This window comes from Nocardia sp. NPDC051463 (assembly GCF_040681975.1).
Taxonomy (GTDB): domain Bacteria; phylum Actinomycetota; class Actinomycetes; order Mycobacteriales; family Mycobacteriaceae; genus Nocardia.
On record NZ_JBFBAB010000002.1, the window covers coordinates 40,962 to 63,921 of the forward strand.

Annotated in this window: 25 protein-coding genes and 1 pseudogene; 16 read left to right on the forward strand and 10 right to left on the reverse strand. The window is 63.2% G+C overall.

The annotated features are described in order from the left end of the window. Both AB0M74_RS05775 and AB0M74_RS05780 read right to left on the reverse strand, forming a co-directional pair. Positions 1–834 carry an ABC transporter permease gene (locus tag AB0M74_RS05775; RefSeq protein WP_364902091.1) on the reverse strand — a complete coding sequence of 278 codons (834 nt, stop codon included), beginning with the start codon at positions 832–834 and terminating at the stop codon, positions 1–3. Beyond that, positions 831–1,439 (reverse strand): ABC transporter ATP-binding protein, encoded by a 609-nt coding sequence (locus tag AB0M74_RS05780; RefSeq protein WP_364902093.1) that lies wholly within the window; start codon positions 1,437–1,439, stop codon positions 831–833. Before AB0M74_RS05780 ends, AB0M74_RS05775 begins: the two co-directional genes overlap by 4 nt. A gap of 543 nt (positions 1,440–1,982) precedes the next feature. Here AB0M74_RS05780 and AB0M74_RS05785 point away from each other — a divergent pair. The 3 genes from AB0M74_RS05785 (at position 1,983) to AB0M74_RS05795 (ending at position 4,124) form a co-directional block, all read left to right on the forward strand. Continuing rightward, the gene (locus AB0M74_RS05785; protein WP_364902095.1) at positions 1,983–2,198 is read left to right on the forward strand and encodes a polyprenyl synthetase family protein; all 216 of its coding nucleotides are present in this window, start codon (positions 1,983–1,985) and stop codon (positions 2,196–2,198) included. Between the two features lie 177 nt (positions 2,199–2,375). Further along, positions 2,376–3,089 (forward strand): polyprenyl diphosphate synthase, encoded by a 714-nt coding sequence (uppS, locus tag AB0M74_RS05790; protein ID WP_364902097.1) that lies wholly within the window; start codon positions 2,376–2,378, stop codon positions 3,087–3,089. 45 nt (positions 3,090–3,134) lie between these two features. Then, positions 3,135–4,124 carry a terpene synthase family protein gene (locus AB0M74_RS05795; protein WP_364902099.1) on the forward strand — a complete coding sequence of 330 codons (990 nt, stop codon included), beginning with the start codon at positions 3,135–3,137 and terminating at the stop codon, positions 4,122–4,124. Between the two features lie 210 nt (positions 4,125–4,334). Here AB0M74_RS05795 and AB0M74_RS05800 read toward each other — a convergent pair whose 3' ends face one another. After that, positions 4,335–5,534, reverse strand: a complete 1,200-nt coding sequence (locus AB0M74_RS05800; RefSeq protein WP_364902101.1) for a hypothetical protein — start codon at positions 5,532–5,534, stop codon at positions 4,335–4,337. Between the two features lie 7 nt (positions 5,535–5,541). On the opposite strand from AB0M74_RS05800, the gene AB0M74_RS05805 reads away from it, so the two are divergent. Next, a complete protein-coding gene (locus tag AB0M74_RS05805; protein WP_364902103.1) occupies positions 5,542–5,829 on the forward strand; it encodes a flavoprotein in 288 nt (95 codons plus the stop codon). A 150-nt stretch (positions 5,830–5,979) separates the two neighbouring features. Here AB0M74_RS05805 and AB0M74_RS05810 read toward each other — a convergent pair whose 3' ends face one another. Then, positions 5,980–6,570: a hypothetical protein gene (locus AB0M74_RS05810; protein ID WP_364902105.1), complete on the reverse strand. Its 591-nt coding sequence runs from the start codon at positions 6,568–6,570 to the stop codon at positions 5,980–5,982. 392 nt (positions 6,571–6,962) lie between these two features. Here AB0M74_RS05810 and AB0M74_RS05815 point away from each other — a divergent pair, with 392 nt between their 5' ends. Beyond that, complete coding sequence (locus AB0M74_RS05815; RefSeq protein ID WP_364902107.1) at positions 6,963–7,433, forward strand: hypothetical protein; 471 nt, start codon at positions 6,963–6,965, stop codon at positions 7,431–7,433. Positions 7,434–7,494: 61 nt separating this feature from the next. Here the strand turns inward: AB0M74_RS05815 and AB0M74_RS05820 are convergent, their stop codons facing one another. Further along, the gene (locus tag AB0M74_RS05820) at positions 7,495–7,968 is read right to left on the reverse strand and encodes a GNAT family N-acetyltransferase (protein ID WP_364902108.1); all 474 of its coding nucleotides are present in this window, start codon (positions 7,966–7,968) and stop codon (positions 7,495–7,497) included. Positions 7,969–8,476: 508 nt separating this feature from the next. Between AB0M74_RS05820 and AB0M74_RS05825 the strand changes: the two genes are divergently transcribed. The 4 genes from AB0M74_RS05825 to AB0M74_RS05840 all read left to right on the forward strand — a co-directional run bounded on the left by AB0M74_RS05825 (position 8,477) and on the right by AB0M74_RS05840 (position 11,670). Continuing rightward, entirely contained in the window at positions 8,477–8,899 is a 423-nt protein-coding gene (locus AB0M74_RS05825) for a hypothetical protein (protein WP_364902110.1), read from the forward strand. 618 nt (positions 8,900–9,517) lie between these two features. Then, positions 9,518–10,375 carry a helix-turn-helix domain-containing protein gene (locus AB0M74_RS05830; RefSeq protein ID WP_364902112.1) on the forward strand — a complete coding sequence of 286 codons (858 nt, stop codon included), beginning with the start codon at positions 9,518–9,520 and terminating at the stop codon, positions 10,373–10,375. A 180-nt stretch (positions 10,376–10,555) separates the two neighbouring features. Then, on the forward strand, positions 10,556–10,909 hold the full coding sequence (locus tag AB0M74_RS05835; RefSeq protein WP_364902114.1) for a serine hydrolase domain-containing protein: 354 nt from the start codon (positions 10,556–10,558) through the stop codon (positions 10,907–10,909). An 80-nt stretch (positions 10,910–10,989) separates the two neighbouring features. Continuing rightward, complete coding sequence (locus tag AB0M74_RS05840) at positions 10,990–11,670, forward strand: DUF998 domain-containing protein (RefSeq protein ID WP_364902116.1); 681 nt, start codon at positions 10,990–10,992, stop codon at positions 11,668–11,670. Positions 11,671–11,830: 160 nt separating this feature from the next. On the opposite strand, the gene AB0M74_RS05845 is transcribed toward AB0M74_RS05840, so the two are convergent. From AB0M74_RS05845 to AB0M74_RS05855, 3 genes are all read right to left on the reverse strand, one after another. Next, on the reverse strand, positions 11,831–12,451 hold the full coding sequence (locus AB0M74_RS05845; RefSeq protein WP_364902118.1) for a hypothetical protein: 621 nt from the start codon (positions 12,449–12,451) through the stop codon (positions 11,831–11,833). A 360-nt stretch (positions 12,452–12,811) separates the two neighbouring features. Beyond that, positions 12,812–13,426 (reverse strand): class I SAM-dependent methyltransferase, encoded by a 615-nt coding sequence (locus tag AB0M74_RS05850; RefSeq protein WP_364902120.1) that lies wholly within the window; start codon positions 13,424–13,426, stop codon positions 12,812–12,814. Between the two features lie 300 nt (positions 13,427–13,726). Next, positions 13,727–14,059 (reverse strand): hypothetical protein, encoded by a 333-nt coding sequence (locus AB0M74_RS05855; protein ID WP_364902122.1) that lies wholly within the window; start codon positions 14,057–14,059, stop codon positions 13,727–13,729. Positions 14,060–14,782: 723 nt separating this feature from the next. On the opposite strand from AB0M74_RS05855, the gene AB0M74_RS05860 reads away from it, so the two are divergent. From AB0M74_RS05860 to AB0M74_RS05880, 5 genes are all read left to right on the forward strand, one after another. Next, complete coding sequence (locus tag AB0M74_RS05860; protein WP_364902124.1) at positions 14,783–15,085, forward strand: hypothetical protein; 303 nt, start codon at positions 14,783–14,785, stop codon at positions 15,083–15,085. Beyond that, positions 15,085–15,699, forward strand: a complete 615-nt coding sequence (locus AB0M74_RS05865; RefSeq protein WP_364902126.1) for a hypothetical protein — start codon at positions 15,085–15,087, stop codon at positions 15,697–15,699. Before AB0M74_RS05860 ends, AB0M74_RS05865 begins: the two co-directional genes overlap by 1 nt. A gap of 196 nt (positions 15,700–15,895) precedes the next feature. After that, positions 15,896–16,639 carry a hypothetical protein gene (locus tag AB0M74_RS05870; RefSeq protein WP_364902127.1) on the forward strand — a complete coding sequence of 248 codons (744 nt, stop codon included), beginning with the start codon at positions 15,896–15,898 and terminating at the stop codon, positions 16,637–16,639. Then, on the forward strand, positions 16,636–16,899 hold the full coding sequence (locus AB0M74_RS05875) for a hypothetical protein (protein WP_364902129.1): 264 nt from the start codon (positions 16,636–16,638) through the stop codon (positions 16,897–16,899). Before AB0M74_RS05870 ends, AB0M74_RS05875 begins: the two co-directional genes overlap by 4 nt. A 343-nt stretch (positions 16,900–17,242) precedes the next feature. Beyond that, positions 17,243–18,100 carry a YbaB/EbfC family nucleoid-associated protein gene (locus tag AB0M74_RS05880; RefSeq protein WP_364902131.1) on the forward strand — a complete coding sequence of 286 codons (858 nt, stop codon included), beginning with the start codon at positions 17,243–17,245 and terminating at the stop codon, positions 18,098–18,100. 283 nt (positions 18,101–18,383) lie between these two features. On the opposite strand, the gene AB0M74_RS05885 is transcribed toward AB0M74_RS05880, so the two are convergent. Then, on the reverse strand, positions 18,384–19,760 hold the full coding sequence (locus AB0M74_RS05885; protein ID WP_364902133.1) for a pentapeptide repeat-containing protein: 1,377 nt from the start codon (positions 19,758–19,760) through the stop codon (positions 18,384–18,386). Between the two features lie 275 nt (positions 19,761–20,035). After that, positions 20,036–21,418: an MFS transporter gene (locus AB0M74_RS05890; RefSeq protein WP_364902681.1), complete on the reverse strand. Its 1,383-nt coding sequence runs from the start codon at positions 21,416–21,418 to the stop codon at positions 20,036–20,038. Positions 21,419–21,881: 463 nt separating this feature from the next. Between AB0M74_RS05890 and AB0M74_RS05895 the strand changes: the two genes are divergently transcribed. Further along, positions 21,882–22,499, forward strand: a complete 618-nt coding sequence (locus AB0M74_RS05895; protein WP_364902135.1) for a hypothetical protein — start codon at positions 21,882–21,884, stop codon at positions 22,497–22,499. Continuing rightward, positions 22,486–22,557, forward strand: a pseudogene (locus AB0M74_RS05900) (hypothetical protein); the annotation flags it as partial. The gene AB0M74_RS05895 and the pseudogene AB0M74_RS05900, both read left to right, overlap by 14 nt. Positions 22,558–22,960 lie beyond the last annotated feature (403 nt).

Below are 22,960 nucleotides of genomic sequence, written 5' to 3' on the forward strand. Positions count from 1 at the left end.
CTATCTGGACTTCGTTGGTCCCGGGATTCGAGTTCCGAGGGCGCGGGGTCCGGAAATACGGATCCATGTCATGGGTCGAAGCGATGAGCGGGTACGCAGATGGAAAGCGACCAGTCCGGCCACCGCGCTGGCGGCGAACCAGGCCAGTTGCATCGCGAAGCCCCCGAATGGTGTGACGTCGGAGAAACCGGCCGCGGTCGAAGCTTGCATGGCGCCGTAGGAGGGTAGCCAGCGCACGAGTTCGCTGTCAGCCCCGGCGCTGGCGATGGGGTTCTGTACGGCCAGGTCGACACAGCTGATCATCGCGATGGCGAACATGCCCTCCACCTCGCGGCGCAGCAGTGCGCCGAGGGCGACACCCAGGGCGCCGTAGGTCATCGCCGCACCGAAAAGCGCCGCGGCGAGCAGGACAGGCTGCCGAGGCGACCAGTAGCAGCAGATGACAGCGGTTGCGTACGCGCACACCACAAGTGAGGCCACGACCAGGCAGGCGATCTTCGCCAGAGCTAGTGCGACCCGGGGGTATCCGGCCATCGACAGTCGTCGGTCGAATGCTCCGCTGCTGAAAGTCGCCGCGAACATCATGAACCCGATGATCAGGGTGACCCCCATGATGGCGCCGCTGATCTGGGCGAGCTGATTACCGTTGGCGCGCAGCACGAGACCGGTGTCGCGGAGCCGGAACGGTACCTCGATGTCGGTGACGGCCACGCGCGCCAGAGTGATCAGTATGGGGACGAAGGCGGCCACCAAAACCATGGCGAACCGGTTACGTGCGTGCTCGATGAGGCCATAGCGGGTGGCGATCAGGAACAGCCGAATACCGTTGCTCATCGGAGGTTCTCCTGTGTGCTGTGTAGGACGCCGTTGTGCAACCGCCACACCTGATCGAGCTTGTCGATGTCGTGGGCCAGATGCGAGACGACCAGGACCGATCGGCCGGTGTCGCGGAATTCTGTGACCAGATCCCAGAAACGCAGATAGGTTTCCCAGTCGAATCCCTGGTAGGGCTCATCGAGCAGCAGAACCTGCGGGTCGTGCATCACCGCCAAGGTCAGGTTGAGCTTCTGTCGGGTGCCGCCACTCAGCGTCGAGACCCGCTCATCGCTGTATTCGGCGAATCGAAGGATCTCCATGGTCTGCTCGGCCCGCCGCAGATCCGGGATCGCATAGGCGGCGGCGAAGAAGTCGAGGTGCTGGCGAACGGTGAAGGCGTCGTTGAGGACCACCTGCTGCGGGCAGTAACCGAACCGCCCGCGGTGCCGGATCGTTCCCCGGTCCGGTCGCAGCCCTCCGGAGAGGACCTTCAACAGCGTCGACTTGCCCACCCCGTTCTCACCGACGATGCCGACCAGCATCCCTGCGGGCAGCACGATGTCGATGCCTCGCAGCACCGACCGTCTGCCGTATGAGTGGTGGAGGTTCTCCACTTCCATCATCGCCCCTTGCCTGCCGCCGATGTCATGGCCCGGCTACGGTAGGCATGCTAGCAATCGTTGACGAAAGTCTGTGCCAGGAAGGCTGATTCGTGGCACGCACAGCCTTCGGCAGTGCTGTCGGTGTTCAGGTGCGGTACGTGCTCGAGGTGAAGGCAGGTTTGCCGTCGGTGGTGGTAGCAGTCGTGACCGTGGTGCCAAAATTGTTTGATAACAAGATCATTCGCCGTGTTATGGTGTCAAATTTGATCGGCGTCAACGGTGTTGATGGTCTATGCCGTCAAGGAGGAGTGTGCGTGTGTCCGGTGAGTGCGATTCCGCTGTTTGCCCGCATCTGGATGCGGACCTCGACTGTGTCCGGGATGTGCTCGGGCCCATACAGTTTCGGGGCCGTCCTGAGCTTGACCGCGCTCACCGACGAGGGGCCTGAGACGTCTCGTCGGATGGTGCGTCCGACGTTGACCCTGTTGCCGTACTACCTGCTCACCGATCCCACGACCCCAGCGGACGAGCGGGCGGTGCGCGCCGCCGCCGGGGTGGAGTTGCTTGCATCTGGGGTCGCTTTATCACGACGACGTCATCGACCACGCCGACCAGCTCCGCGGTCGCCCCAGCGCCAACGCGGTATGGGGTCCGCACCTGGCCGTGCTGGGTGGTGACTGCGTGACGTCCTCGGGCGTGCGCACGCTGCTCGAACTCGGTCAGTGCGAAGGGTGGGATCGCTCTCCTCGAGTCCGGACAGGACGATACCCAACACGGTGATCTCTCCCCACCCCGCTCGCCTATTCGGCGTAGCCCGTGTCGGTGAGACTTCAGGCGGTCTTGAAGAAGTCCGACACGCCGAGAGGCTGTGAGTGTATGCGCGGCGCATTCGCATCGACACCCCGATTCGACACGGAGTTCATAATGCAGAGTAGATCACCTCTCGACCCCGCTAATATGCCTCGGCATGTCGCCTGTATTCCGGATGGAAATGGAAGATGGTCCCAGCTGCGCAACGGCTCCCGGATCGGCGGGCATAGCCAAGGCGCACGGGTAATTCACGATCTCATAATAAGCGCGTCCGATCTGGGAATCGAATGGTTCACAATATACGCGTTCTCCACGGAGAACTGGCAGCGTCCCGAGATCGAGGTTAGATTCATTGCAAGTACGATCGAACGAGCAATCTACCGGTGGCTCGACGATTGCAGTCGGCACAATATACGGATCCGATGGATCGGGCGCGCGGAAATGCGCATACCACGCGCTCTACGCAGGGCGATCGACTACGCGACAGCGACGACGAAGAACAACACCGGAATGACAGTGACCGTGGCATATAATTACAGTGGCCGCGATGAAATCGTCGATGCGATCCGCAAAATAATCGAGAACGGCGTGGATGCTGCGGATCTGAATAGCGAGCTGGTGAGTCGACACCTGTACGCGCCAGATATGCCCGATCCGGATCTCGTTATCCGGACATCGGGAGAGAGCAGGATCTCGAACTTCCTACTCTGGCAGCTCGCTTACAGTGAACTGGTGTTCACACCTGCTCTGTGGCCGGATTTCACTGTTGATCACCTGGTAGATGCAATCCAAGAGTATCAGCGACGAGATCGAAAATTCGGAACCGTCAACGACGGCAAAAAATTGGATAGCCAGCGATAATCGACCCCGGGTAGACATCTCACCACCTCGAAGTTGGAGATATTTATGAGCATTGATTGGGTAGCTAAACTCCCGAACCTACCGTTCGGGGATTCCTATATCGAGGATTCCCGCATCAGCCCCTTCTGGGAGCAGGTCGACGAGAAAGCGCGGTCATTGCGTACCGAATGGTTGGGGCCGCTCACGGCTATCGAAGAAGAACGGTTGCGCGGAGTGGATTGCGCAAGAGTCGCGTGTCAGGTATTTCCGGACTCCGATCTAGATGACCTGGTCGTATTTACGATAGTTGGCGAATGGAGCTTCCTGTTCGACGATCGAATTGGATTCGATGAATACGACTCATTAGAGGATCTTCAAAGCGATATTTCTCGCTTCGATCGCATACTCGAAACAGGGCAGGTTGAAACAACCGTCCCCGGGATAGAAACCACGCTCGCCAAGTGTCTGCAGCGAATTTACCCCAGGCAATCGCACAGCTGGCGGAGACGAATAAGGCAAAACTTTCTCGACTGCATTCTGGCCATGGGGATCGAACTCGACAACCGGCGACACGGGCACGTCCCGGGTCTGCAGGAGTATATTTCGATGCGCCGAAATACGGTCGCCATGTACCTCTGTTTGGATCTAGCCGAATTCATGCTCCGGATCGAATTATCAGACACGCTGTACGATAGTGTCGAAATGTGTGACTATCGCGAAAGTTGGGTTGACATTGCAGCCTGGGTGAACGACATGGCATCGTATCACAAGGAAGACGCAGCCGGTGAAGTGAACTTGATACACGTCGTTCGAGCAGAGAAACATCTGTCACTCGAAGCGGCATTCGATGAAGTGGCTGATATGATCGAGTCTCGCGCCACTGATTTGATTGAAGCCGAACGCTCATTGAAAGGCGGTGCTTTGTATAGAAATAGCACCGCCGGAGAGCGCGACGCGGTCGACATCTTGGTACAAACATGCCGAAACGCAATCGGAATGTACATGCGACTTCACCGAGAATCGCCGAGATATGCCAGCCAGGACCGCGGGGTGTAAATTATTCTACTGGTCCGAAACGGTCGAGTTGCCCACCCGAAAGTATATGAACCAGCAATAACGTCCTAGCGTCGACGGCAACGACACCGTTTCGGTTCAATAACAAGGGAAAGGCCAACCAGGCCAGCGGCTACCAGCTGTTTACAAATATGTCTTCGATCCTCCTCGATGCCGGTGCCGCAGAATGCATCCACCGCCTTCCGGGATGAGTCACCCTGCATATCGGTTCCGCGATTTTACCGAGTATGTGCCGATCGCCCAGCGATCGGGTTTCGGTGGCGTGCCGTTGATCCAGCGGACGCGGAAGTTCCGCTCGAGGACGGTCCCCAGGTGGATTCCGGCCCGGTCGATCACCCAATTGCCGCGCGGAATGTGGTCGATGGTGGGCAGCCGTGTGAGCAAGAGTTGTTCGGCCCGTTGGAGTCCATCGAGGCTGTCGGTGTGCGGCGGTATCACGGGGACGTTGTGAGAGAAGAAGATGCCGACGAAATGGGCAAACCGGTCAAGACGGCTCTGTACGAGGGCATCTACACGCTGCCCGTGATCCGCGCCGCTGCCCGCGACCGAAGTCTCCGCCTGCTCGGCCAACAAATGACGCGTGAGGACGCCGCACGTGCCCGTGCGCTTGTGATCGCCTATGGCGTGATAGACAAAGCACAAGAGCTCGCTGATGAATTCATGGACTGGGCTCACGATCAGCTTGCCTGTCTGCCCGTCGATCCTCGTTTTCGGCATGCGATGACTGGTTATGTCCGATCGGTACTGGATCGGCGAACGTCCCGCCTGGCCGTCTCCGCGCCCTCGACGCCGCCACCGGAGGCCGGCAGCGGGGCGGTCTCGCCGCAGGTCATGTCGTGGCTGCGGAACTGGATGGCCGACACCGGCCTTGTCGCCTCTCCGGCTGAGTTCGATCACCACCACCGGTGGACAGGGGAGTGCCGGTTGCCGGGCGATGCTGAAGCTGGCTCGGTCAGCGGTGGTGCCGGTGGTCGCGCTGGCGTCGGTGATGGCGATGCGCAGGGCTTGATAGGTGACGAGTAGGGCGTAGATCTCTTGAGCGATGCCGCCCGGGGTGCGTGCGCGCAGCACTCGCCCACCGAGGATGGTGGATTTCAGTTCCAGGTAAGAGGTTTCGCTCTCCCATCGCTGGTGATATAAGGACAGTACTGGGTCGAGGTGGGGCGTGCAGCCGCGTCGCGTCGTGACTACGCGACCTCGCTCGACGCGCTGCTGCGAGCCGAAAGCATTGCACCAGAGCAGGTTCGGGGCATAGATACGGTGCAAGAGGTGGTCGGCCAGATGATGCACAAAGCCAATCGCGGCCTCACGACTGGCGATCTGGGCAATCTTGCTCAGCGTGTAGGCGTAGTGATGGTCTAGCTCGGGACAGACTCTGTGCGGGGCTGCCATGGGGCTCATGACTGAGCGCACTCGGGTGCTGTATGCGATCGTGACCGGTGCATCACCGGCTGACACGATTGGTGAGCTGGTGGAATTGGCGCAGGCTGACAGCTGGGACGTGTGTGTTGTGGCCTCGCCCAATGGTGCCCGATTCATCGATGCCGAGGCGCTGGCGGCGCAGACCGGGTATCCGGTGCGCTCGGAGTTCAAGGCGCCGGGAACCGGTGACCTGCTGCCTCCAGCCGATGCCATCATCGCAGCTCCCTTGACCTCGAACTCGCTGGCGAAATGGCCACAGGCCTAGGTGACACTCTGTGAGTTGCCGAGACTGCCGTGCCGGCGACGGACTGCCGGCGCACCCAGCTGGTCGCCGCGGCGGCTGTTTGCGGGACGCTGGTCGTCATCCACGCCAACGCCATTCCGACACCGATGCCCCCTCCGGCGTGGATAACGACTATGCGGCGCAGCCGATTTCACGCCCTGCCGCCGCCGGCACGCCGTGCCTGTTCACGCAGTCGAGGCCCTCGCCGACATCGATCACGTGCCAGAGCATGTTCCCGTTCCACGCGGAGTACTGGAACAGATACATGACCGGATGCAGGGTGCCCTCCGGTTGGCTCATCGCCGAGGCGTAGGTGCCGCTGCACCGTGCGCGCTGGAGGTCGGCCAGCGGATACTTGGGCGTCCCAGTCATTCTCAACGAGGTGATCAGAAACTCGCGGGTAACCAGGGCGCAGGGTTCGTCCGCTGACTGTGTGTCCGAAGGTTGGGGTGCCGCCGAGGTAGCTGTGCTCTTGGTGGCAGGCGCCGTGGTTTCTGCGCTGGGCGCGGTGGTTTCTGCGCTGGGCGCGGTGGTTTCTGCGCTGGGCGCGGTGGTTTCCGCGCTGGGTGCGGTCGTCTCGACGGTGGACACCGTGGTCTGGACGGTTTTGGAAACGGTACTCGATGCCGAGGACCCGGCATTGGACGCGCCCTCACCGCCACACGCACTGAGGGTCACCGCGGCGGTGGCCGCAATGGCCGCGAGCAGAATACGTCGGGTCATATCGTCTCCCCGGGTAGGGGCCGCCCTCATTGGCGGCCGCTCCCAGATCATCTGGCCGAGTCAGGATTTCGTTTCATCCGCGAACTATGGCAGGTCTCACACCCGACACCAGTATCGCTACGGCCGACGTGACCGATTGGCCGCGAACGTGATTCAGCGTTCTCCTGGATTGCCGAGGTGGTCGGCGGCATCTCGGTATTCGTCGTCGGTGAACGTGCTCGAGCCAGGCGACGTCGTCGCCCCATGGCACCCGTGGTCGGCGCACGTACTGCGCGGTGAGTGAGGACACCGTCGATGACACAGGTGCCTTGTACTGACACATCGCCCAATCGCGACTGCCCGCACGTGACCGCGGTAGGTTCGCGCGAAACGAGCAGAGGATTGGTTGCCGAATGAACGACCCGCACGGTCAACCGGAGTTGCCGAAGCCCGACCTGCGGGGCGCAACCGCGGCCTTCATCGCGCTGATCCTCGGTCTGTTGACTGGAATCGCCGGAATCCTGTGGGTCCTCTATGTAGTGGCCGGCATCGAAGATCGCGCTCGCGATTCGTCAGTCGAGATTGGCCACACCAACCTGATCATGGGGATCGCCGCCGTGGCTATCGGCCTGCTCTGGTGCGTTGGCGGATTCCTGCTGCTGGCGGAAAAGACCGCGGGCCGAGTCCTGTTGATCCTTGCGTCCGGGGTGGTGCTGATCGCGAGCAGCGCGCAACTGTTCAACGGGGGTTTCGCCTACTTGTTCATCCCGACCATGGTGAGCCTGCTGATTCTCCTCCTGTGCGTGGTCCCGGCAACGGGCCGCGGGATCGCGGCGGACGAATCCGAGCCGAATCCGCTCGCACACGGCCAGGACCAGTACTGAATTCGCCCACCCGACGGCGAGATCGGCGCTACCGGAACCCCGAGAATCCGTCGAAGCTCGTTCAGTGGCGGGCCGGAGGGTGGGTACTGATCTCCATCAGCGGTAGCTCACGTCCGGGGATCGAGCTGGATTCGGTGCTACCGATTCGGTGTGCGCCCATGGTCCGATAGAAGGGCTCCGCGTGCGGATCCGAGGTGATGACCAGCTGTTCGAAGCTGGCGGTGCGCGCGGCGTGGACCGCGTGTCGGAATAGTTCGGCGCCGATACCTTTGCCGATAGCCTCGGGCGCGACGAACAGCATTCCCAGTTCCCCAGCAGGCGGGTCGCCCTCGATGGTGACCAATCCGACTACGGTGCCGTCGAGTTCGGCGACGGCGGTGCGTCGGAGAAGTATCTCTGAGGGGGTGAGAGTCAGCTCGGAGCGAAAGGATTCGAGGAGGCGTTCGCTGTAGCCCCAATGTCCCTTGGACCGCAGGGCCAGCTCGCTGAGTAATGTCGCTTCCTCCGGCCGACCGGGCCTGATCGCAATAGCCATGTCGCCAGTCTGCCGGTGGGCCGGGGTTTGTGGCTGTGGACGGAAACATCGTTGGATTTTCGGCAAGTTCTACCGGCACCTATGTTGGACGCGCCAACTGCGGTTCTGGTTCCAGGAGGGGCGGCCGCCCCTGAAGTCCGCGGCAGCTTGCTTCTTTACCGCGGTTAAGACCTGTCACCAGGTCGCTCTGGGTGGCAATTCAGATCTTTACCGATGTGCAGATGAAAAATGCAGGTCCCCTCTGGCCAGTTCGGTTCGTAGTTGGCGCGCACGACTTCTCGTGCTTGTTCGTAGCTGATCGCCATTGCCCACCCTCCAGAGGAATCCGCGCGATCCTTTCGCGTCGGCGCCAACGATGCTCTGCGGGGTTCTCTCGGCGATCTGTGACGGTCGCCCACCGGTAGAAGTCGACGGCGCCTCGGATCTGAGGGTTTTCGTATCGGCGAATTTTGACGTTGTGATGTTGGTTGTGCGTGGTGTTCGGCTGCCGTAGTGCACAATTGGGCGTATGGCACGGTCTCTGCCCGAGGGCGAATCACTGCTGGTGCGTACGGACTTCACCGACGACACGGCGTGGGCCCAAACCCTCGCGGCGGTCATCGCGTCGTACGACGAAGACATGATGACAGAGCTGACACCCGTCGACGACGTGGCCTTCGACGGGCTGACTCCCGCCGACCTGGCTGATCTGGTCGACGGCCAGACCTATGTGTTCCTCGCCGACGCCACCACGATGACCGACCCCGAGCATCCACTGCTGGCGGTCGATACCAGCGACGAGGATGCCCGAGGGGACGGCGACCCGGTGTTTCGGATCGCGCCGATCGCGATGGCCGAGGTCGAGGTCAACTTCTCGCTCGCCAACGTGGACTTCGAGGATTACGCCGGCAGCGTCGACGACGACGGTGTTTTTCGCGGCTTCGATCGGTGAACGCGGCCGGCACCCATGACCGGCCACAGGTCCATCCCGGTGGAGCTATGGATGGACGACTTGCCCCACGCTGAACGACAATGGGCCGGTACCGGCCGCCCGCAGCTGCATATAGTTCCAGCGTCGGGCAACCGGCCGCCACCGGCAACAATCCAGATACAGGCCAACCGATGCGGCCTCTGGCCAGCACTCCGGGTCCGATACCGTCCGGCGTTGCCGGTCAAGTGGCCAGCGCTCAGCCGGCCGCGCGCGTTCGCTGCCGCAGGATGAGATCCGCCACGGCGGCTGGTCGGCTGAGGTAGGGAAAGTGGCTGGTGTCCCATGTCTCCGTACGAGAGCAGCGCGGCGAAGCGGTCCGGCAGTGGGCTCGCGATGGTTCGATCCTGCTGCCCTCGGAGGTAGATCGACGGCGTGTCCCGCCAGCTCACCCGAACGGGCGTGGCGGCGAAGATCGACGGAGGTTCCGGACGCAGCAACGCCACCGCACGCGTGGCCACTGATTCGTCGACGCTCTGCGAACTCGTCGTGGATAACCCTCCTCTGAACGTGCCCGACTACCATCGCACTGTTGCGTGTGGGTGCTGCGCAACGGTTTCACGTTTCCGTAGCCTGGACGGGGTGGGAGTTGCGGATATCGGCTGCGGGCCTGGTGTGGGTTGGGATTTCGCGGGTTCGTCCGCTGCCGCGCCTTTGGGTGCCGCAATTATCGGATACCGCGATGTGGGTGGCGCTGGGCTGGACTTGCGGGTTGCCGCGACGACGGCGGTCGCCGTGGTGATCGAATTCGGGGGTCGCGAACTGATTGTCGACGACGTGGGTGGTCGGCAGGCATTGGGCGGTTTCATCGTGGGACTTCCCATGGCGGCCATGCGCGTTCGTAGCGGGCAGGTCGAGTGCGTGGAGGTTCGCTTATCGCCGATCCGGGCGCACTCCCTGTTGGGTATTGCCGCAACCGATCTGGGCCGTGGCGTTGTCCCGTTGGAGGAGCTGTGGGGATCCGAGGTTCGGCGACTACGGGAGCAACTCGCGGACGCCGGGACCTGGGAGGAACGGTTCGCACTGACGAAATCGTTTCTGGCACAGTGTGACAGGCCGATGCGGACGCCGGACCCCGAGGTGATCGCCGCCTGGCATCGCCTACTCGCCTCCGGTGGCCAGGTGAAGGTCGGCGAGCTCGCCGAATCCCTCGGATGGAGCCGTAAACGGCTGTGGGCGCGGTTCGAATCCCAGATCGGTCTGACACCCAAGCGGGCGGCGATGCTGGTCCGATTCCGGTGCGCGGTCAACGGTCTGCTGGCGGGCCGGCCCGCCGCCGACGTCGCGGCGGTGTGTGGGTACACCGATCAGGCTCATCTGTGCCGGGATGTGTCGATCTTCGCGGCCCGCACACCCGGGGCGCTGCACGCGGACAATCTGCCTGCCATTGCCCTGGATCGGTACCGGGCCTGGGGAACATTTTTCCAATCTCTGGGGTGACCGATCGGTCGATAGTGGTGTTCACCTCGGGTGCGGTCGGCGAGCCGAACGCAACTCGAACCCTCACCCCGATCGACGACGAGAGGACACGTGTCGTGCCAGACACTCTCGGCCCTGCGAAGCTACAGACCGCCCTGGAGGCGTTCCTCGCGCGGGCATGCCCCGGAGCTGTTCGCCGAGGTGTGTGATGGTGACTGGATCTTGTGTGGCGCAGCCGCAGTCGCCACCGGCTGCCCCGCCATCGACGATATGCGACACCGTGTCTGCAGCATCACCAAGACGTTCACCGCCGACGCCGTGGCGCGGCGGGTCGACGGTGGTGAGATCGGGCTCGAAACCTCGATCAGTCGATACCTGCCACGCCCGGTTCCCGGCGAACGCGGCGCGCCGATCACGATCCGAATGTTGATCAACCGCAGTGGCGGCCTCGCCGAATACCTCCCGGATGCCTACTCTCCCTCACTGCCTTCCCCGACGCGGCGAATGCCACACCGCAGAGGCCGGAACGACAATGGCGAGCTCGTAGGCGGCTGATTGCAGCGGGTCCGTCGAAATGCTCATAAAGAAACACGCGATCGTAACAGCCGTATTCTTGCGGCAAAGGAGAAAATCATATGGATACCTCAGCACAAAGTGCCGGAGGGCAGTCAGCGGCGATGAGACTGCTGCTCGCTTGCGGTGTCATTGCTCCGCTGCTCAACATTGTTGTCGTTCTCATCCTTGGGGCCATACGCCCTGGCTACAACGCCTGGATAGTCCCCGACAGCAACCTCGAACTGGGGCCTGGTGGGTGGATGCAAATCACCAACTACATCGTCACCGGAGCGCTCCTGCTCGCTTTTGCCATCGGGATGAGGCTGCGTCTGCGTACAGGACGCGGTTCCACCTGGGGGCCCATCCTGCTCGGCATCTATGGCCTCACCTTCGTCGCCATCGGGCCTATCCTTCCCGACCCGTCGCTAGGTTACCCACCAGGAGCGTCGAGCGCGCTAACCATTCACGGCGCCATTCATAGTCTCTTCGGTCTGCTTCAGTTCACTTCGCTGATTGCGGCTTGCTTCGTGCTGGCACGGCACGATGAGGAGCTCGAAGGGCGTAGCTGGTCCTGGTATTCGGTTGCCACTGGTCTGCTGGTCGCCGCCTCTTATGTCGCCTTCGTTCTCAGTGCCAAATTGTCAGACGGGGGACCAACAGGGCTTATTGAACGAATTGGGATCATTGCCGGAGGAATTTGGATTGCTCTGTTGGCTATCCGCCTGATGAGCAGACCGGCCTCACGCGTGTCTGTCAAATAAATGGGTCTGTCAAAATTCGAGTTCCTCCTGGTCCTACTCCTACTCGGGAGTCACCAATTGTCTGGTTCCAACGCCGTAGACCGTTCGGAGACCACGGCAGATCAATCGCACGATAATCGGCACTTTCACGCATTCAAGATCCTCGACCCCGCGTGATCAGCTAGCCGATTTCGATGACTCGCGCCCACGTCGGTGGTCTGTCCGGAACGTAATCGTTATTGCGTTCGCTTCTCGAAGGGGCCCGGCAGAACAGGCCCACGACGGTGCGGCGACACGGCTCGGTGATCGCGCCGGTGCGAAGCAGTTCCAGGTCGGGTGGTTGCCAGGTCGCGGCGTCGGGCAATACCGGAAGCGCGGAGACAGCTCCGGCCGGATATGTCGTCGCGATCCGCAAGCTAGCAGGCCCCAGTTCGGCAATCACCCGTTGCCGGGCACCCAACCGCACAAGAAACGTATTCTCCTGCGGCCCTTCGGAATCGAGCAGGATTCGCGCCTCGGCGCCCCAGCGATCAACGGCGTAGCCGCGATCCCGCGGCACTATCTCGAGCAGAGCCTGGTCCAGCGCCGACCGGTCGGCGCCCGGTTCGGCTCCACACCGTACGCCCAGCTCCTCGGCCCTGCGTGCATCCCAGAGGTGACGGTGCAGGTCCATCCGGAAACGCCGGTCCGGCCGGGGATGCGGATGCAAGCCGGTTGCGGTACCGGGTCCATCCCACAGCGCGAGGCCGACCCGCTGCCGCGAATCCGCCCAAGCCGGCGGGGTGCGGACCACTAGATGCACGAAACCGGCTCTGTCACGAGGGTAACGAGCGAGCGTGATCGTCAATCCCGGCCGGAGCAAACCATCTGGAGCAACCCTCGGCAGGTGCCAGCGCAGCAGATCCGGGGCCAAATGCCGGAGATCGGACCGGACGTCGGCCACCAACTCCTGGCCGTAAGCCCCTGTCGTAGAACGTAAATCGACATCGACATCGACATCGAAACCGAGCGTGTCGCCGAGCCTCGCCGAACACGGGCCGGGGAAACAGGCTCCCGGCGGCCGGTTCGATCACCGTGGGCAGCGACCATAGCGGGTGTTCGGTGCTGCAGAGGAACGGATAGAGCCCAGTCGGGTTCGGGATCCCCTGGGGCTGGGCATGCTTCAATCCGCGCGCGAGAACACGGCCACCAGGAAGTCGGACTTGTCGGTGAATGGGCGTAGGTCCCACGTCGAAAGCCGCAAATCCATTGTGAGTCCGGCGTCCTCGGCGTCGGCCAGGAACTGCGGGAACTCGTAGCCACGATCGGCGCCGAACCCCACAACCACCCGACCGGCTGAGGCGAGGTGACGGGCGAACCTGGCCAGCACGGACTCCCGAGTGGACGGCGCCAGAAATGTCATCACGTTTCCCGCGCACACGATGACATCGAAATCGCCGGCGATCCCACGGCCCGGCAAGTCCAGTTCGGCGAGATCACCGACTATCCACGTCGGACCGGGATAGTCCTGCTCCGCCGCAGCGATCAACACCGGGTCGACGTCGACGCCCACCACGACGTGACCAGCTCGGTGCAAATAGCCACCCACACGTCCTGGACCGCACCCCGCGTCCAGGACTCGGCTATTGCGGTCGAGCATCGCGTCGACCAGCCGCGCCTCCCCGACGATATCCGTGCCCTCGGCCGTCATTGTCCGGAACCGCTCCACGTACCACGTCGAATGCGCAGGGTCAGCCGCAGTGAGCTCCTCCCACTGACTGGGGGTACGGCCGCTCATGGTTTGTCTCCTCGCTCGTGCACGCCTCTGGTTCACTGTGCCACCATCGTGCCGATTGCGAGCACGCGGCCTGAACGTGCCCGCCGCCGGTCCAGGCCTGGCCGTGCTGCTCACGCCCGGCCCAAGTGCGGCCACGAGGTTGCCTCGGCGAAATCTGACGTCGTGATCTTGCGTGACAACCGCCCCGAGGTCGCGTCGAACTGCGCGCCCGGCGGACTTCTTCGGGTACCGACAGCGGTAGTCCCGCCCACTCCGGGGCGGGACTAATGGCCCAGACGGCTGTGTGGTTCGTTGATGCGGCTAGGACTCTGCGAGACAGGATCGAATGATCTCTCCGGCAATCTGGTCGAGAAGCTCCTGGGGAACAGCGTCGGGGAGCGCTCGGAGCCAATCATCGCTCGGTTCCGATGGCATGACCTTGGCACTGTTCAACAGCGAATTCAGTTTGGCTTGTTGATCAGACGACAGGATCAGCGGCGCGGTCGGCAGCAAGGGGTCCACGACCTTCTTGATCTCCGCCCAGTGCATCTTGGCGCACTGCAGCGTGCTGTCGCTATGCCAGTCGATATCTTGCGCGGCAGCTGTCCCCCCGCCACACCACAGCCCCGCGCACACCATCACCGTTACCAACACCCCACCTAGTGCACGACTACGAACTCCCATGACGGGTTTCCTCCTATCGCGACGGCAACGACTAGGAACTTTTGGCTGGTTGGCACACTATCCGCTCCACGTCCCCGCTCATGACACCAACACCACGTGTTCGAGGTCCGAATCCGCGGCCGATGCACACTCGTCGGCATCAGAGCGCGGTCAACAGACGCGCCCAGTTGGTGAGATACTCGCGGTCCGCGACCTCACTTTTGCCGATACGAACCGATCTCAGGTCTCGCCGACCGACGCCATAGTTCGCCGATAGCCGACGTCGAAATTCACCGGCATAGCCGCGGCGGCAACCGCGAACACATTCACGCACTTCCAGGCAAGTCGTGGATCTCGCGATGCAGCAGCGTACTTCGCCCCTTCCAGGCGGTGGCGCGAGACTGAGGCAACCATGCCCGTCGATGCCCGCACATACTGCTGTCCGGTTCTTGCCCACCCCGGGCCTGATGCCGCTGGCCTATCGGCGGATCAGAAACGTTTTCGAGATCGATGGAACCGATCCGGAGCCTGCGGCGTCAAAGATCAGTGACGCAACAGATCTCGGAGGCAGGGGGACCGGATGGGGACCATCGAGCCCGACATGACTTGGTCATCACCGTCGATGCCAGGATGTCGACAGGGCTTGCCTCAACACGACTCGATGTTGCGAGTCGATCTGAGCATCAGAACCTGTGGGAGGGGATTGTCGTGGAGATGAACGCCGAAGGCATTCGGCTACTGGCTGGTGCGCAAACCCAGTCGAGTCAGTTGCTTTCCGGCAGTGCGGGGCGATTGACCAGCGCTGCTGCGGAGTTCGCTCCCGCGCAAGCGGGCCGGGACTACCAGGCGTACGGAAAGCAGATTCAGGCGGCGATGGAAGTTATTGGTCAGCAGGTCTCGAGTTGGGCGGTAGCCGTCGAGCAGACCGCCAGTAGTTTGGCGCTGAGCACCACCGCGATCACCGGTGTGGACGGGACCACGGCTGCCGATATCAACGCTGTCGGCGGAGCCGGTTAATGCGCGCGCTCACTAGCCAGGGCAGCAGCGATGTCGACCAAGTCCTGGCTGAGGGGCTCAGCAAGCTGCAATCCTTCGGCCAGCTCATGTCGCTGTATCGGGACTGGACGGGTAGTGATCCGAACGGAATGAGCCCGGACTCGCTGATCGATGAGTACCAGCAGCAGAAGGGCATGAGCGTGGCAGCACTTCGGACGTATGCCGCGACACTGAGCGACGAGCTGTCGGCAACGCTTACCGAACAAGCCGTAGATCAGCAGGCGAAGCTCCCCCAATTGCATGCTCTATGGAGTGATTCTGCGGGCTCTGCGGCGGCGACGCTGGCGCAGTCGAAGCTGAGTGAACGCATGGCCACTGATACGGCAACGCTGTCGGCAACGGCGAAAACGGTCGCCGCCGCCGCTGACACCCTCGAACGCGTCGTATCGGAGAAGGCGGCAACTATCCAGCAAGATTTGACCGATACAGTCGCGGGTCTCTCCGCTCAGCAGATCGGCCAGCTCATCGACTACGCCAAGAACGGCTTCGGCGGGGCCAGTACCGAGCAGGCGGCAGCCATGTTGCGGTCCATCCTTCCCGAATACCCCGCTGGTGGCGGTAACGATGTCGCTTGATCCTCAGGAGTACGCAACGCAGTGGCTCAATTCTGTGTTCAAACCGGATGTCGAGAACAAGGTCCTGGCGGTCTCGAGCTTGAACAGTGCATCTCACAATGCGGTCGCAGAGTCGCTGCAGACAGTCGCAAGTCAGCTGAAGGCGACTGATCCTTCTGAGGTGACTGATCCGTCGAAGGCGACTGATCCTTCTGAGGTGACTGATCCGTCGAAGGCGACTGATCCGTCCGAGGCCACTGATCCCACAAGCACCGATATGGGCAAAGCTGGAGAGTGGCGACCCGGCGATATCGCCAACGTCATTACTGCGGCAAGCAAGATCACCGGCAGCCTTCCCGACCTGATCACGGCCATCGGCACGCTCGATGATGATCTCGACGACATCATCAAGGCTCCTGGCGAAGCTATCAAGGCGGGTGGCGAAGGCATCGCGAAGGTGCTCGACTCGGTCGACAAACTGATCGACCAGAACGCCGACCCCACCAACAGCGCGGACCCGACCAGCGCTGCCGACCCCACCAACGCCGCGGACCCGACCAGCGCCGCGGACCCGACCAACGCCGCGGACCCGACCAACGCCGCGGACCCGACCAGCGCCGCGGACCCGACTAGCGCTGCCGACCCCACCAACGCCGCGGACCCGACCAAAGCCGCGGACCCGGCGGCCGATCCCGCCGAGGCTGCGGACCCGACCAAGGCCGCCGACCCGACGAAAGCTCCGGTCACCATCGACCCCGCTCCCACGGGCACCCAAACCGCCGGGGCCGCGACATCCACCGCGCCGGCGAGCGTTCCCCAGTCGGTTCAAAGTTCGCTGATGGGCTTACCGCCAATTGTTCCGCCTCGCTCCGGCGGCGATAAGGAGCAGCGCCCAGATCCTAGGTTGACTCTGACGCCGAGCGTCGAGGGCGTAACCGGCCAGCAGGAGGCAGAAGATTGAATTCGATTGTCAGGCTTGAACATATCGCTGGTCAGCACGAGTCGGCGGTCAAGCACATACGGGATCAGTTCGAGCGAATAGACAAGGCCGCACAACAGGCATCTCGCGAGCTTGCCGCGCAGGAATGGAAGCGACAGCGCAATCGCGCCGAACAGCAACGGGCTCACAAGAAGTCTGCCGAAATGCCGAATCCTGTTGACCTGCTGGATCGCCCGGAGCTGCTCATGTGGGCGCTGCAAGAAAAAATGACCGGGAAGTAGCCAGCACGGCCGACGGGTGCGGATCGCGGTCCCGAAATGGCGATATGTCCTCGGCTTCGGAGTGAACCTGGCGCTGGTGGCAACCGGAGAGAAGTGGCCCGTGCCCGTCGAATGGGCAGGATCGGCGCGCAACGTCGTGTGGACCTGGTTGATCGCGACTTCACCGAGCCGGTACTGGACCCGGATGGGGCCGCGCCTTTGTCGAGCCAGTCAGTGTGGCCAGCGCTGTCGCCGCGAACTCAAGTTGCCAAAACCTGGCGGGCACACCGATTCTCGGTCGTCAGGTTGATCGCTTAGTAGTCGATAACCCGCTATGCTCCCTTGGGGAGAGGCGAGGTGTGGTATGGGGGATGAGGGGCGGGCGCACTTAGATCGGCTGCAGGAGGCATTGACACGCATTCGTGGGATTTCCTCGTGGGGTGATCGCTCGGTGACGGTCGAAGTCGGCGCGAATGGTGCTCTGTATGCGGTCCGGCTCAACGAATTCGGAATGCATCTTGACCCGCAACACTTGGCCGATCGCATCGTTGAGTTACATAAGCACGCCATGGCCGATGCCAGCGACCTGATGCGTGCCACTGTTGACGAACTCCGAGCTGAACCGGGCATGCAGGCCATTCCTGGACAGGCAGCCGATGACCACGACGAGCCGGAATCCAGCTCTCCTGCGACATCCGCTGCTACGGCCGTTCAACAGCAGGATGCTCCGTCGTCGAGTCAGGACCCAGCGCAACGTGGAAGGCCGCCGAGGCCGCAAGGTTCCGAACCGGTCCCGGCCGCCGATCCATCAGATCCGATCTCGCGGAGTGAGCCTGCGCTGCTCGTTGATCAGAACCAGGCCAGCTGGGTGATGGACGACGGGTCGGACAACGGGCCCAGGCGAGAAGACCTGGAAAACGAGACGTCGCAAGCTTTCTGGCCGTTCGAAGACTTCGAGGATCGGGGCGTCTACGCTCCCATTCTGCCGGGTGACAACAACCCGTACGCGGCTGTTTACGCGGATCCGCCGCAGCCCGCCAGAGCATCCGCGCCTAGTGCCACGCCACCAGATCCCGTCATCGGTGCCATATATCTGTCTAGCTCGCAGCCGCCTCATTTGGATTCGCGCAACCCGGCCTCTTGGCGCGACCTTCGAGTGTCGCCGCTCGACGACTACCTGCGATACGAGTCCCCTTGGGACGACTGGTACCCAGATCAATAGGACCCAGGCCATGCGTGGCATCCGTTGACATGCATCGCCTTCCGCTTCTGCGTCATCCACTTCGGGCTGTACTGCGTCCCCGAATCGTCAGCCCCTGGTCGGATTCGCGAGCAGGCCGTCCGCCGGCTTGAACGCCGGCTGGCCGATGGCTCCTCTGGTGGACTGGGCGCTCACGCACGTCTTCGGCGTGTGTGAGCCACTGCTGCACGCCACCACCCGAGCAGCGATCGGACCTATAACTGGACTTTGCTAGCAAGGTCGCCCTGCGATAGAAATGCTGAGCTCAGCGGCCTTGCGCCGGTGTTGCCGCCGGCGGCCAGTCCTGCGGCTCGATATTCATCGGCTTCTCCGCCACCTGCTGATCCCAGTCGAATTCTGGCGCAGGTGGCCCCCACCGTTGGGGGGCGTCGAAGGTAATCCGCTCGGAACCGAAGTCGGTATTCGAAAACGTGGTCGGACCGGAGAATGCCACTCCGCCGAACCCTGCGGGGCCGTTGAACATCGCCTTGCCGAAGTCGGCGGCCTCGTCGAACGTCGTTTCGTCGAACCCCGCGTGGCCGTTGAACGTGGCTCCGTGGAATACGGTGCCGCCATTGAAAGAAGCGCTGTGGAACCGGGCGTGGCCGTTGAACCTTGCTCTGTAGAACCCGGCGGCCTCGGTGAATGTCGCCTTGGGGAACTTGGCGTGGCCGTTGAACGTCGCTCGGTAGAACACGGCCTCGCCATCGAACGTCGCTGTGTGGAACTCGGCGTTGTCGTTGAATATCGCCTCGCTGAACCCGGTGCGGCCATGGAAGGACACTCCACCGAACGCGGCGCCGCCGTTGAAGGTCGCCCCGTCGAACCCGGTGGGGCCGTCGAAGGTCGCCTTATCGAACCAGGTGCGGCCGTCGAAAGTGGCCTTATCGAACCAGGTGCGGCCGGAGAAGGTCGCTGCGTCGAACGCAGCCTCTTCGAAGTGGGCGGTGCGAAAGTCGAAATTACTTGTCGACCAGCAGTATTCGGCTTCCGGCTGGAGATGGCCTGCGATGACCCGGACGATGGTTTGGCGGACTTCGCGGTCGTTCTGTCGGTACTCGAGGTGTTCTTCGGTTTCGCCGCGGTCTTGTCCGCTGTCGACCCGGGGGATGGTGGTCACGAGTTTGGTCCGGCCACTGCGGCCGTGGTCGGGGTCGTAGGGCAGGCGTAGGTAGCCGCAGAGGACGTCGATACATTGCTGTCGACGCAGGCCATCGGATTCGTCGGCGGCGCCTGCCATGGCATACACCCCGGCGATGCGGACCGCGACATCCGAGGCGCCGAGTTGTGCGGCGGCCGCGCCGAAGCGTTCCACAAACCGGCTCTGCTCGATGTCACGTTGGCGGCGGTAGGCGATGACCAGAGCGACGATGCCGCCCACGCCGGCGACAATGGTCAACGAGACTCGGGTGATGTCGATCGGGGCGGCCGCATCCGCGCTGGTGGGCGTGATCCAGCGCAGGAATCCGTTGGACACGATGGCGACGACGAGGCCGAAGCCGAGCGCGAAGACGACGGCGGGAAACAGCCCGGTCCGGCCGGCTCGCCGGCCGATTACTTTGCTGCGCTTGCCTATCCGAGCGCGCAGCGCGCCCGCCTTGGTGCGTGCCCGTGTGCCGACTGCGCTCGCCCTCCCCAGCATCGCTCGATTGTGCTCGAAGTCGCCCGGTTTCGCGAGGCACTCGCCGAACATTCTGTGACTCGTCGGCGGTGGCGTCGATCGACCACCGTTTGTCCGCACGTGCCACTGGACAGTGTGGGTAGCGAGAGTGGTCGCGCCGTTCGCAACCAACCGGCGCCCTCCATGGCCAGTTTTCTGCTGGCCGGAGGAACATTGAGACGGTCGGACGACCAGGCGCAGCGGGCACCCGAAAACAGTATGCCCGCTGCGTATCTCGCCACATGCAGTGTCGATCGTTAGGCCGCTGCGGCAGTTTCCAGGTGCCGCCGCGGCGGTGTCGGCCAGCGGCGGTGTTCGGCGTCGATGACGAAGATGTGGGTGTGTCGGTAGTGGCGTTCGTCGACGCGATCGGCGCCGAGCAGCCTGGCCGGGGCGATGGTGGTGTCGACTTCATGCAGATGAGTCAGCTCCGCAGGGTCGTGACGTGGCCACATCCGCAGTGCCACAGTGATTCCCGCTCCCGCGAATACCGCGAGCGTGATCCAGGTGGTGGTGAATCCGGCGGCGGTGGTCAGCCATCCGGCGATCAAATAGGTGATCAACCAGGCGAGGTGTGACAGCGAGAACTGCGCCGCGAAGAGCGCGGGGCGGTCGGCGGGTTGCGACGATCGCCGCAGGACCTGCCCGGTCGGCGTCAGCACTGCCGCGGTGCCCGAACCGGTCAGGGCCCACACCGCGATCGCGGCACCCCATCGCCAGTCGCCGACATCGGCGGTGGACAGCGCGATGGCCGAGCCGAGTCCGGTAATCAGCGTGGCCGCTCCCGCGAACATCACCGGCCGGGCACCGACTCGATCGAGGATCCGGGGCAGCGAGAGTGCGATGATCATGGTGCCGAATCCGTTGGCGGCCAGGAGCATCGCCACGCCGGACTGCGTGCCGCCGAGGGTGTCGCGGACGTAGTTGACGGTGTTGACCATGATCACCGATCCGGCGGCAGCGACCACGAGGTTCAGTCCGAGCAGGCCGCGCAGGCGTGGTGTCGCGACGAAGATTCGCATGCCCACCGTGATCCGTTCGCGGAAGGAGCCCTGCGTGGCGGTGGTCGCGTCCGGAATACGGGTGGTGATCACCAAGGCGGCCGAGATGGCGAATCCGATCGCGGTGCCGACGAATAGCCAGTGGAAGCTCATCACGGCGAGTGCCGCAGCGGCGAGCATCGGGCTCAGCAGCGTTTCCATCGTGGCGGCCAGTTGTGCGGCCGACAGCGCTCGGGTGTATTCACGCTCGTCGGGCAAGATGTCGGGGATGATCGCCTGGTAGGTGGGGGTGAAGGCGGCCGAGGCGGTTTGCAGCACCGCGATCAGTATGTAGATCTGCCACACCTGGTCGATGAACGGCAGTGCCAGCACTATGGCGGCGCGAATCACGTTGAGCGCCACCAGGAAAAGCCTGCGGGGGAGTCGGTCGGCATAGGCCGCCACGATCGGCGCGATCGTCACGTAGACGAGCATCTTGATGGTCAGTGCGGTGCCTAGGACGGCGCCTGCGTCGGCTCCGGCGAGCTCGTAGGCGAGCAGCCCGAGTGCGACGGTAGTCAGCCCGGTGCCGAACAGAGCGGACACCTGGGCGGTGAACAGTCGAAGGTAGTCACGATGGCTGAACAGTGTGGCGATCATGGGCATGGAGCGCATCGGGAACACATCCTTGGAATGAGTTGGGGGGATCGCGGGTGCTGGGACAACGGCATCGGGACATGTCGGGCTCCTGTCGGGAAAATCGGCGAGTGGGCGTGGGTGGTCAGGCGGTTCGGGGTCGGTGATCTCCATCCGGCAGTCCACGATCGTGCCCGGCATCGGCGGTGCGATATCCGTGTGCGCCGTGGTGATCGGGGTGTCCGCCTGTGCGGTCATCGCCCTGGCCTCTCCGGTCGTGTTCGTTCGACACCGCGAATTTATACCCCCTGGGGGTATGTAGCAAGACTGTTCGGCGTGAAGTGGCTCACTCGCGATTCGGGTGCGGGATTCCTGGAACTCGCGGATCCCGACCCGGGCGATTCCCTTGCCGGGGTCCCGGCCTGCCGCTCCGTGGAACCTCTGGTCATAGCGACGTGCGTGCTACTTCCGTGTCCCGACCTGCGCTATGCGGCTGCTGCAACCCACGGACTTCGGTGGCTACGCCGCACACCCGCGCGATTTCGCCGAGGCGGTCATGGCGGTGGCACAGCGCTGCGGTTCGACCGGCTGGGTGTGCGGGGTGGGTGGCGTACACCCGTGGGAGATGGCGCTGATGGACCGCAGGAGGCAGAACGAGGTGTGGGGCGAGAATCCCGACACCTGGATCGCCTCGCCGTATGCGGCGCAGGGCGTGGCCACACCGACCGACGGCGGCTACCTCCTGACCGGGCGCTGGAGTTCCGAAGAGATCACGACCGGCGAGTTCGCCGCGGAACGAGCCGGGCGCACCGACACCGTCTACAAACTGCCGTTCTGGGCGATGTTCCCGCTCGGCGTCACCGCCGCGGTCGTCGGTACCGCCGAGGGCGCGCTCGCCGCGCACCTGGCCTACCAGCGCGAGCGGGTGACGGCGATGGGCACGGAAATCAAGGATGACCCGTACGTCCTGTATGCGATCTCCGAGGTGGCCGCCGAGATCGCGGCCTCACGCACCCAGCTGCTGGACGGGCGTCAGCCGCCACTACGACCTGGCCGACGCCGGTCGGCCGATCGCTTTCGAAGACCGTTCGCTGGTGCGGCGTAACCAGAGTCGTCGCGCGTGGCGGGCGGTGGCAGCGGTCGACGAGATATTCGCACGCTCGGGCGGTAACGCGGCACGACGGCACAACGGCCTGCAGCGTTTCTGGCGCGACGCCCACGTTCGGCCCGCAGCACGCCATCCACACCCCCGGCACTCCGTATCACTCGACTGCACTGACCGCGATGGGTGTCGAGCCGCGGGCCGCTGCGCGCCATGATATGACGCTCTGGTCGAGGTCGAGCACGCCGTCGATGGTGCCGGTCGCACACAGCGACATCTTCGGCTAGAGTCGGCATGCCAATTCGAGGCTGTTGCCCGATCCGGACTTGATGCCAACTCTTCTGGTTCAGCATGGCTGTCTACGAGGCTATTTCGATGATGAAGGATGTTTGTGAGTAGATCTCCTGTTGTTCTGTCAGTTCTCTCCCTTGCCGTGATCGGTTTGTCGAGTGTGACCGCGTGTA